Origin of the sequence: Microcystis sp. LE19-131.1A (assembly GCF_027532015.1) — a bacterium.
Lineage (GTDB): Bacteria > Cyanobacteriota > Cyanobacteriia > Cyanobacteriales > Microcystaceae > Microcystis > Microcystis ichthyoblabe_A.
Genome location: NZ_JAPZSS010000076.1, coordinates 1 through 10,498, shown reverse-complemented (window position 1 = coordinate 10,498; position 10,498 = coordinate 1). Strand labels below are relative to the sequence as shown.

General features: G+C 43.9%; 11 protein-coding genes and 2 pseudogenes. 8 read left to right on the top strand and 5 right to left on the bottom strand.

Annotation, left to right across the window (positions count from 1 at the left end; genetic code table 11):
* Positions 1–139: 139 nt before the first annotated feature.
* The 8 genes and pseudogenes from O9323_RS06920 to O9323_RS06890 all read left to right on the top strand — a co-directional run bounded on the left by O9323_RS06920 (position 140) and on the right by O9323_RS06890 (position 5,590).
* Complete coding sequence (locus tag O9323_RS06920; RefSeq protein WP_288124876.1) at positions 140–628, top strand: MgtC/SapB family protein; 489 nt, start codon at positions 140–142, stop codon at positions 626–628.
* Positions 629–845: 217 nt separating this feature from the next.
* Positions 846–1,520: a hypothetical protein gene (locus O9323_RS06915; protein ID WP_288124875.1), complete on the top strand. Its 675-nt coding sequence runs from the start codon at positions 846–848 to the stop codon at positions 1,518–1,520.
* 151 nt (positions 1,521–1,671) lie between these two features.
* A complete protein-coding gene (locus tag O9323_RS06910; RefSeq protein WP_002793798.1) occupies positions 1,672–2,247 on the top strand; it encodes a Crp/Fnr family transcriptional regulator in 576 nt (191 codons plus the stop codon).
* Positions 2,248–2,277: 30 nt separating this feature from the next.
* A complete protein-coding gene (locus O9323_RS06905; protein WP_288124874.1) occupies positions 2,278–2,916 on the top strand; it encodes a cadmium resistance transporter in 639 nt (212 codons plus the stop codon).
* A 67-nt stretch (positions 2,917–2,983) separates the two neighbouring features.
* Positions 2,984–3,463 (top strand): annotated as a pseudogene (locus O9323_RS06900) (FAD/NAD(P)-binding protein); the annotation flags it as partial.
* Positions 3,464–4,426: 963 nt separating this feature from the next.
* Positions 4,427–5,134, top strand: coding sequence for an MBL fold metallo-hydrolase (locus O9323_RS06895; RefSeq protein WP_288124877.1), 708 nt, complete (start codon positions 4,427–4,429; stop codon positions 5,132–5,134).
* A 40-nt stretch (positions 5,135–5,174) separates the two neighbouring features.
* Positions 5,175–5,381, top strand: a complete 207-nt coding sequence (locus O9323_RS22845; protein ID WP_373276168.1) for a DUF6888 family protein — start codon at positions 5,175–5,177, stop codon at positions 5,379–5,381.
* Positions 5,378–5,590 (top strand): DUF6887 family protein, encoded by a 213-nt coding sequence (locus O9323_RS06890; protein WP_002803142.1) that lies wholly within the window; start codon positions 5,378–5,380, stop codon positions 5,588–5,590. Before O9323_RS22845 ends, O9323_RS06890 begins: the two co-directional genes overlap by 4 nt.
* Positions 5,591–5,624: 34 nt before the next feature.
* Here the strand turns inward: O9323_RS06890 and O9323_RS06885 are convergent, their stop codons facing one another.
* From O9323_RS06885 to O9323_RS06865, 5 genes and pseudogenes are all read right to left on the bottom strand, one after another.
* Positions 5,625–7,160, bottom strand: coding sequence for a hypothetical protein (locus O9323_RS06885; protein WP_288124873.1), 1,536 nt, complete (start codon positions 7,158–7,160; stop codon positions 5,625–5,627).
* A 155-nt stretch (positions 7,161–7,315) separates the two neighbouring features.
* A complete protein-coding gene (gene metX / locus O9323_RS06880; RefSeq protein WP_288124872.1) occupies positions 7,316–8,368 on the bottom strand; it encodes a homoserine O-acetyltransferase MetX in 1,053 nt (350 codons plus the stop codon).
* 15 nt (positions 8,369–8,383) lie between these two features.
* Positions 8,384–8,677: a PLP-dependent transferase gene (locus O9323_RS06875; protein WP_004158329.1), complete on the bottom strand. Its 294-nt coding sequence runs from the start codon at positions 8,675–8,677 to the stop codon at positions 8,384–8,386.
* Positions 8,678–8,935: 258 nt separating this feature from the next.
* Positions 8,936–9,402: pseudogene (locus O9323_RS06870) on the bottom strand (ISKra4 family transposase); the annotation flags it as partial.
* Positions 9,403–9,618: 216 nt separating this feature from the next.
* The gene (locus O9323_RS06865; RefSeq protein ID WP_288124871.1) at positions 9,619–10,347 is read right to left on the bottom strand and encodes a hypothetical protein; all 729 of its coding nucleotides are present in this window, start codon (positions 10,345–10,347) and stop codon (positions 9,619–9,621) included.
* Positions 10,348–10,498: the final 151 nt, after the last annotated feature.

Genomic DNA, 10,498 nt, shown 5'->3' with positions numbered 1-10,498 from the left:
CTTAAATGTTTCAGGATATACTCCACAAAAGCGTTTAAACTCTTCTGGATTCAAATTTTTTACTTTTTCGTAAGTCATGGTTTTTCTGAGTGTTTTACTTTATTGTACATAATCAGTTCCTATTTTTGCAGGAGGTCTTATGGCTATGGCCGTCGGCTGTCTGATTGGTTATAACCGACAGCGAGGCGGTCGTCCGGCTGGATTGAGAACTTTTATCATCGTTAGTCTCGGAGCTGCCATGTTCGTGATGATTCCCCTACAAGCGGAAGGAGATGTGGGTTATGCGTCTTCTAATGCCCTCAGTCGCACTATTCAAGGGGTCGCTTCTGGTGTCGGTTTTTTAGGGGCGGGAATCATCCTACAACAATCCCATCGGGAACTAAATAAGGTACAAGTGAAAGGTTTGACTTCGGCGGCGACTATCTGGTTAGCGGCAGGATTAGGCGCGGCTTCTGGCTGCGGTTTATGGCAGATGGTTCTCGTGGGAACTTTTTTCACTCTCTCCACCCTCAGTGGCATTAAACGACTGAAGAAAAAACAACCCTTAGCCAAATATATTAAAGGTCGTAAGAAAATATCTCCGATTAATCAAGAAATAGACTCATCGGATAGTTCAGCATCTCATTAATAAAAAAAGCGATAAAAATTAATTTTTTATTAAAAGAGCAAAAGCTTTTCTGTAATGGCTTTTGACTCAAAAAGTTTATATTTTATCTGAAATTTATCGTTTAAAAAATATAATAAATTTTTTATAAAATTTTCTGTATATAAATAACATACAAGTATTTTGTATGATAACATTTAGATAGAGTAACTAATTTTTCTAAACAGGAGAAAATTAAATCATGATCAACCGAAATAAGAGCTTTAAAAGCCTCAAAAATCAAGTTTTCCGGCTGCTGATTTTCCTCTTAACTGTCACTTTGCTCCTAGGGGGAAGGGGAAATGCGATCGCCTTGCCGCTACTCCCCGAACCGTTGGCCGTCATTGACCGTGCAACAGCAACCGGTGGCACCGTGGTGGAACCAGTCAAGAAAAAAAATGAGGTTTCTAGCCCAAAAATTCTCGAAGATGCCCAAATTGCCTATGAAAAAGCCATCCAAGCGGCAAAATCGGCTATCGATGACCTAAATGCTCAACTGGCCGCTCCTTCTCTCGACAAGAAGATTATCGAAGCTCAACAGGACAACCTAGAGGACTTAGCGGACAATATTGACGATCTAGGGGAAAAAGTGAGTAAATTGACGAAAAAATTGACCAAATCCGGCGCTAAACTCAGTGAAACCCTGCAAAACAACCTTATTACCCTAGAAAATAGCCTCGTTAATACCTCCGAGACGATCGATATCTTAGCCGACGACACCGAACGACTCAAAGACAATGCTTCCCCTTTCCTGAAAACTCGCGTAGAAAAGACCATCGACGCGGTTAAACAAACTCTACAAGAAAGCGATCGAGCTTGGCAAGAACTGATCTCCTCGGCCACCACGGAACTGGAGAAGACTAGCACCCCGAAATAAATAGGGCTTGCAAGGGCATAAAATCGGTCTTTTTTGGGGTAATTATCGTTTTTACCCCAAAATTATCAAATCCGATCCCTAATAGCTGTCTCCCGTCTCCTGTCTCGGAGTCTCGACTACAAAATTAATTTTGCACGACTACTTACCAATCATGACGCTTACCTATCAACCACCAACCCCCCATCGCTGGCACTTTGATAATCGGGCGATTTTGCCCCTTAGAAACCCTAATTTCTGGAAAATCGAGAGTGGAGTCGTGAAAACCTCCACCTGGTTAGAAGATGGAACCCTGATCGTCTTGGGATTGTGGGGACCTGGCAATTTTGTTGGCAAAACCCTAGAGAGAGTCAATCCCTATCAAGTTGAGTGCATCACTCCTGTACAAGCAGTTTCCTTTTCCACAGTTGAGAGTTATCAAATGGCAGAAATTCTGCTGTCTCATCTTCAGCAAGCACAAGAACTAAGTATTATTCGTAGCTACAAACGTACTGATGTTATGGTCTTGAAATTACTGTCATGGTTAGGCAATCAATTTGGTAAACAAACCGGTACTGGACAATTAATTGATGTGCGTCTAACTCATCAGGATATCGCTGACTTATTAGGAACTACTAGAGTCACAATTACCCGCGCACTTAATCATCTTGAACAACAGGGGGCTGTGGAACGTCTTCCCGTCCATCGTCTTCTTTTACGAGAGGAGGAAATCTGGCACTACGAGATTTAGAATGGGAAGGATTATCTCTTTTTTCAATCTATGAATTGGTTAGTAGCCCTTTTAATTACTAGCATGACGAGTTTTGTAGCCACAAATCTTGATGATCTGATGGTGCTAATGTTGTTTTTCTCGCGACTTAATGCTAATTTTCGACCTCGACACCTGATTATTGGTCAATACCTCGGTTTTACCCTGATTCTCCTAGCTAGTTCCCTCGGTTTACTATTTGGGTTACTGGTTTCTAAAGAATGGATTGGTCTATTAGGATTTATCCCTCTAATTATCGGCATTAAACAACTTTTGTCAAGGGAAAATGAGGATTATATTCAAGAAGTAAGAGAAGATGTTAATTATTCTAAAAATCGCTCCTTTTTTCCTCGTTTTCCCTCCCAAACCTATTACGTTGCTGCCGTGACCGTGGCTAATGGCGGTGATAATATTGGTATCTATACCTCTCTTTTTGCCAATAATTCCCCGATGCACGTCTTAATTATCATGATAATTTTTTATCTCATGATGGGGATTTGGTGCGCCCTAGCCTATTTTTTGATTACCCATCCCAGGATAGCTAAAGTGGTTACAAACTACGGACATAAAATTAGTCCTTTTATCTATATTTTTCTAGGGATTTATATATTAGTTGACAGCCAATTCTATCGTTTATTTTTAATGTCTTAACCAAGAATGCCTAAAAATTATCTTTCAGCTAGACTAACTAATACTAAATCCTCTTTAAAAGTTATCTATGAGCTACATTGACCGGAATCAATTTTCTGCAACTTTCGACATCGCCATTATCGGGGGAGGATTTAGTGGCTCCCTGGTGACGGCGAACCTGTTACGCGACACAGGGACTCCATTATCGATCGCCCTGATCGAGCGCCGAAAACCCCTCGGTACGGGGATCGCCTACGGAACGCGAGACAGCGGCCACCTGCTCAATATTCCTGCGGGCAAAATGAGCGCCTTCGAGGACGATCCCGAACATTTCCTCCACTGGTTAGCAGATAACGGCTATCGATCGATCGATCCGGCCAGCTTCGTCCCGCGTCTAGTGTACGGCAAATACATCCGATCGATCCTAGAAGAAGCGCGGAACAACGCCATTGCCGATCACCGTCTGGAAACGTTTACCGATGCGGCGATCGATCTGGTACTCGACGGGGAAAAGGCAACGATTACCCTCAAAGGAGGCAAGAAAATCAGCGCCGCTAAAGTAGTTCTGGCGCTGGGCAATTTTCCCGCAACGGTTCCCCAACCCCTCGCGTCTCTCAATTCCCCCTATCTCCGCGACGCTTGGGAGACGGACACACTCGCCGATCTAAAACCTGACGGGACGATTCTGCTCGTCGGTACGGGGTTAACGATGGTGGATATGGTGGTTTCCCTGGCACAAAGGGGATTCACGGGCAAAATCCACGCAGTTTCCCGTCATGGCCTGATCCCCCGATCGCACCGACCCACCGATCCCTATCCCCCGTTCCTCACCCTCGAAACCGCACCCCAGACCACGCGGGGACTCCTACGGCAGATTCGCGCGGAGGTAAAAACCGCCGAGAGTCAAGGTCACGACTGGCGGGCCGTTTTAAACGCCTTACGTCCGATATCTCAAGGTCTATGGCATTGTCTGCCGATAGCGGAACGCGCCAGATTTCTACGCCACCTGAAAGCCTATTGGGAGGTTCTTCGCCATCGCCTCGCCGATGAGATCGCCAGTATCCTCGACGAGGCCGTAGAATCGGGACAATTAACCTATCATGGGGGAAGAATTGAAACTGCCGAGGATAAAAACGGCTGTGTAGAGGTTACTATCCGTCAACGGGGAACGGGAAACCTCTTAAACCTAACCGTCGATCGAATTATTAACTGTACCGGCGCGAGTAACGATTACAGGACCATAACCGATCCCCTCGTCGTTCATCTTCGCCAACGGGGGTTAATCCGTCCCCATCCCCTAGGTTGTGGCATCGAAACCGCGGACAACGGGGCGATTCTCCGGCCAGACGGTACGGCATCGGACACGCTGTACAGCTTGGGAAATCCCCGCAAAGGCGATCTCTGGGAAACCACCGCCATTCCCGAACTGCGTTTACAGGCGGCCGAACTGGCCCGGGATTTGTTGCGATCGCTGAAAGAGAGAATTTCTCTCCCCACGGCCTACTCGATCGCATTCCGGCCGGCAGCGCCGATTTTCCGCCAGCTTTTCGATAGGGAATCGAGTACCTACACCTATCTGATCGCTGATTCGGGTACGGGGGAGGCGATTTTAATTGATCCGGTCCTCGAACAGGTTGATCGCGATCGGCAGATTCTTTGGCAGTTGGGGTTAACTCTAGGCTACACGATGGAAACCCATGTCCACGCCGACCATATCACCGGAGCGCACCGCTTACGGGAGTTAACCAACTGTTCGATCCTCGTTCCCGAAAACGCCGAAGTGAGCGATATCGATGGTTATGTGCGCGATGGCGACCTCTGGACCGTGGCAGGTCAGCAGCTAAAAGCGATCGCCACTCCGGGCCACACCGATAGTCATATAGCCTATCTCATCGATGAAAAACGCCTATTAACGGGGGATGCACTCTTAATTCGCGGTTGCGGTCGTACCGATTTTCAGAACGGTTCGCCGGAGGTGCTATACAAGACGGTAACGGAGAAGTTATTCACTCTCCCCGACGATACGCTTGTTTATCCCTGTCACGATTATCTGGGAAGAACGGTCTCCTCGATCAGTGAGGAAAAGCGCTGGAATCCCCGTTTCGCCGGCCGCAATCGTGAGGATTTTATTCAGTTAATGAATAATCTCAATCTCCCCTATCCCAAGAAGATGACTGCGGCCTTAAGTGCCAACGCACGGGGTGGTAAGGTGGTTTTCGTCATGGATTATCAGATATAAACGGGCAAGCGATTGATCGCCCCGTCGGTCCTGCGCTACACTGGATAACGAAACACTGGAGGAGTACAAGCCCATTCCTACTGCCGCGCAACAGCTAACCTGTTTTATTTTAAGTTATTGGGCAACGAAGATGTATTTGCCCGTTAATATTGTTCGGATTGACGAAAGAACGGGAAATATCTTTTTTCTCGCTGGGGAAGAGCAAGAAATTATTATTTTTAAAAATGGCGATTGGAGGTATGTATGATAAAACGCGAGTTTGAATCGATGAGTCGCGAGGAACTACGGAGTTATATTCTCGAACATAGAGAGGACGAGAGGGCCTTTCAAATTTATCTCGATCGGGTGACGGCCGAACCGGGAGAAATTTATCCCGCACCGCGTTCGATCGAGGATTTAAGCCATTTTCCCGATCTCGTGACCAAAAATCGTCGCAATAAACAACAGAAAATATAAATTCAAAGCATAAAAGCCTATTAATAAAAGTCCTTTAAATGTCTATAATTATGTCCTTTAAATGTCTATAATTATGTCCTTGATTATCAGGCTTAATTGAAGAATCACTTTGTTTAGGTAACATTGATTCCGCCCAATTTTCTAGGCTTCTATCATATATCCGATCCTCGAACTCATGTAAAGATCGAACAATAGGAGGCATAGAAAGATTCAAATGATCGCAATAATCTGTAGATTTAACTATCGATTCAAAGACATTAGATGCTAGTAGTGCATCATAAAATGTAAGAATTAGTGGGATCACAGGTTTATCTTCTAGTTTAAGAGCTTTAATAGTTGATGATATTTGTTCTGTAGCACCATGAATTCTTCCCCACAAACTCGCCAATCCTTTGGGATTAAAACATACGCTTGTATCGGAAGACATTAAAGAATTTTTGCATTCAATAATAATATAAACATTAGGTAGAGTAATTAGAAAATCAGCCCTTTTGTCGTCAGAGCTTTGTGGATTTTCAACCTCTCTAATCTTTTCAAAACAGTTAGGTGCGATTATAGGTAATAAAACGTTAGCGAGATATTGTTCAAAAGCTTGATCCAAAATCTTATTAGATGGAAGATGCTTGCATGTTATATTCCAAGAAGATTCCATTAATGAACACGCGTCTGGCAAACAATATTTATCTTGACCCAGATCAATAAAAGGATAATCGAGAAAAGAATTATAAAAGAAAGGATGATATACTTCACTTGTATTATTTAACCTTTCTGTAACTATATTACGGAATGAGTCACGATCACTCGAACTAAAAACTCGACTATTTAAACGAACAAAAATCCTTAGATTTTCTTCGGTATAACCTTTAGATTTCAGTTCGTCATCAAAATCTATACTTTTTTTAAAATCTAGTACACCTCGAAATCTCGTTTTCAAAAAACATCCGATGCTAGACATAAACTGAACAAAATAAAATTCATGATTTAATTTAGTGGAGGATTCAAAAAAATTTATAGTATTTAAGTCTATAGAATTTAGAATTTCAAAAACCTTCATAGTTCGTTGTACACGAGCAAGTTGTACAAGAGCAAGGGGGGTCCAAAATCCAGAATTTTGAAAAAGTGCCTGACGCTGTAAGAAAAGATGGCCTCCATTTTTGCGTATTAGTTCTTTGGTGAAAATATCACTTAGAAGCAATTTCCAGTTACGAACAGTTTTGTAATTCTCTCGCTCCCAAGTATGTAAATCATTAAAGATATATTCTGCTTCCGTATCTAGGAGGGTTTTATCTGAAATGGTATGATTAGCAAAATTGGACAAGACATCAATGAGACTTTCAAATTCTTGAAAAGTAATCGCTTGATTACGGTAAGGATTTCCTGCACTCGCAAGCAAGATCAAGCGTAAAGCATAATTTCGTCTGGAATTTTTTTTTACCCGTCCTAGACGCGATATTCGAGGTCCCCCATTTTGCCATTCTTGCCAACATACACTTGTACCAACTTCTACAAACGAGTTAGAGTTATAACGACGGAGATATTCACGAAGCTCTTTGATACTTTTAAATTCCATTGAACGAGTTCGGGGAGTTAATACGAACGATTATAGCAAACTTCCTTTCTCTAATTTTAACAAGATTTCCTCTCAAACATCCCGATCGCCTCCAGCGCAGCAACGCCGATCGCTCTCTACCCCACCATCCCCAACCCGCGACTATTTCCCGTTGCTCATCCATTCCCGAAAGTGACGAGAAGATCATTCAACGCATCCATATCGCCATCCATTAAAAATGCGTCGTGACCGTGCGGCGATCGCAACCAGAATAATTCAGAATTGGGGATATATTTCGCCAACTCCTCTTGTTCCACGGGAGGATAAAGAAGATCCGAATCGATCGCCACGATCGCCGTCGGTTGTTGAATCGACTGTAAAACCGATTGGTAACTTTTTCCCGTCCGGGTGACATCGTGACGATCCATCGCCCTACTTAAGGTGATATAAGCATTAGCGTCAAAACGTTCGACTAACTTTTCTCCCTGATATTCTAAATAGCGGGCGATCGTGAACTCTCCCCCCTCCCCGTACTCGCGGCCGAAACGTTCCTCAAAACTGGCGTGCGATCGGTAGGTAGTCATCGCCATCATCCGGGCTGCCGATAAACCCCGGGCCGGAGGGCGATTGATCGCATAATTTCCCCCTTGCCAATCTGGATCGGCATAGATCGCTCCCCTTTGAGCCTCTCCTAGTGCGATACACCAGGCCGAATGTCGTCCCAAAGCGGCAATCACAGCGATCGATCGCGTCCTCTCTGGGTACAGTAGCGCCCATTCCAAAACCTGCATCCCTCCCAAGGAACCCCCGATCACCAACCGCAAAGACTCGATCCCCAATGCGTCCACCAACAGCCGTTGTAGGTGAACCAGATCCCGAATGGAGATCTCTGGGAAAGTCGGGCCGTAGGGTTTACCGGTACGGGGATCGATCGAAGTGGGGCCGGTTGTCCCGTAGCAACTGCCGAGAATATTGCTACAGACAATAAAATCCCGGGTGGGATCGAGAACGCGTCCGGTTCCTAACAAAGGTTCCCACCAAGCTTCCACGTCGGCCCATCCCGTGAAGGCGTGACAGACAATAACCCCGTTATCCCGCTTGTTATTCAAAATTCCCCAGGTTCGATAGGCGATCCGCACCCTTTCGAGAACCGCCCCCGATTCGAGAACAAAAGGATGCGGTGGGGAATAGAAACGGGTTTCCGGGGAGATCAAGTCTAGGCGATACATGGGCGGGGTGGTGGGTTATAAACTCTGGAAAGTTTGCTGGAAATCCTCGATAATATCGTCAATATGTTCCAAACCCACGGAAACGCGGATTAATTCGGGCGTTACTCCCGCCGATCGCTGTTCTTCCTCGTTTAACTGCTGGTGAGTCGTCGAGGCGGGATGGATAACGAGGGTTTTTGCGTCGCCCACATTGGCGAGATGACTGGCCAGTTTCACCCGGTTGATAAAATTCCGCCCGGCCTCGAAACCGCCCCGAATCCCGAAGGCTAAAACCCCGCCGAAGCCGTGTTTTAGGTCAGCTATTCTCATTTTGAAACGATTTTGCGTTGTTTCAGCGATCTAGAGATTCGTTAAGAATTATTAACCCCTCTAGGTGCAAGGGTTTTAATGTCATGAAACCTTAAAATGAGAATTGCTAGGCGGCAAATAGGTTGGTTGACAAGCTTTTAAAAGCAATCTTCCCCCCTACTGCGAAGACTGTTAGATAGGCAGCATCCTGTAGGTAAACAAACTCAGCTAACCACTTAACAATTGACAATCTCCGCCCTAAAAGTGCGGAGATTCTTGGGCAACTCCCTTGGGAGTTCTTAGTCGTACCTTACCGCCATCTATGCTCATTTCTTCCACTTCTACTTCTGGGTTAGAGGGTAATTCTTCAAAAGCATAGTGATGTACGAGGCGTTGTCGGGTACTGTGAGAAACAGCAATTTCCGTCAATGATTTGATTTTCTGCTCCGATTTCTCAGATGTTCATCGCCACTTAATAGCAAACAGTTCTTCTCTAAGATATGACTCATCTGAGTTCTCGGCTTTACTTCTAACTTCTTCGCTTGTTTTTCTGTAATTGGTAATTCACCTAAAATACTTTTCACTTTTCTTGTCCGACCTGCTGTTTCTCCCGTGCTTGTTTTGACAAAAAAATACCGATTTCTGAGTTAACATACACCAATCATTAAATCACTGACCGCCTCCTCTCTTTCTCCCAAGTTATTAAATTTCTTAATTTGGGATTGCTTCTAGAGACACGCTCCCAACTATCGGGATAACTCTTGAATTCTTTTTTCGTTTTCTGATCACATTGGATTCTTCCTCCCATCGAGCTATATTCTGAATTGTAAGTTATAGATATTATAATCTCATTTCTCTTTGTGATCAAGTTGAAGATTTTCTAGTTTTTGACGGACATGAGGATTAATACTCATTGCACAAGTGAGATGCTCCCTAAAGATTGCTTTGTGTCGATTTATTAATTACTCAAAGAAAATGCCCAGACCATGCTTTCTAATATGTGAGTAAGCACCGAAAGCAAAACCAAGTCCTAAAGACATAAAGGGAAACCAGCCTCCACCAGATAACAGGATGAATGCCCAGCCAAATATTCCTGGTAAAACTGTAAGTAATGCGGTACGCTGTAGTGGATTGAAAGTGCGGGGATATAGTAGAGATTTAAAAAATAATTGGGGAAGTTTTACATATAAAATAAAAACAACAAAACCGAACATAATCAATCCGCCCTTAAGCAAAAAATTCAAAATACCTATATGGAAACTGTAAACTTCATAGCCCAATACTGAGAAAAACGTTGCGCCTAAACCTTTACCAAATAAAAATTCAGTTTCATCTTGGAAAACTTGAAGCCCTCCGATGGCCTCCTCAATTCGCAATTCTGAAGATCGTTGAGTAGATTGGTCAGGATTGAAAAGCCTTTCAAAGATTAAAGTATTCTGGAATAGATCCGCAAATAACTGCTCAAAATTAATAAAAAATACGGCGACTACCAGAAAGATACCGATCAAGAATAATAGATAAATCAACCGCTTTGGCTGTTTTAGAGATGATTTAGTAGTTAGGGTTCCATTAGATATAGGATAAGATAAACCAAAAGCAGAGAAAATTAATACTATTGTCGGAGTTAAAATAGCACCTCTTGTTGCTCCAAGAAATCCTAAAGAATAAAGGTATATCAAAACTAATCCCAAGATTAACATTGCTGACAGGGGGACAAGCGAGCTAGAAAACTTGCCAACACAGGCTTCTGGCTTCTCTCGCTAGAAATAGATCTAGCGATTCTAGGCAAAAAGCTAACGAAAGAATTAGGGATAGGAGCGAGCTTACTAGGAATTATTATTA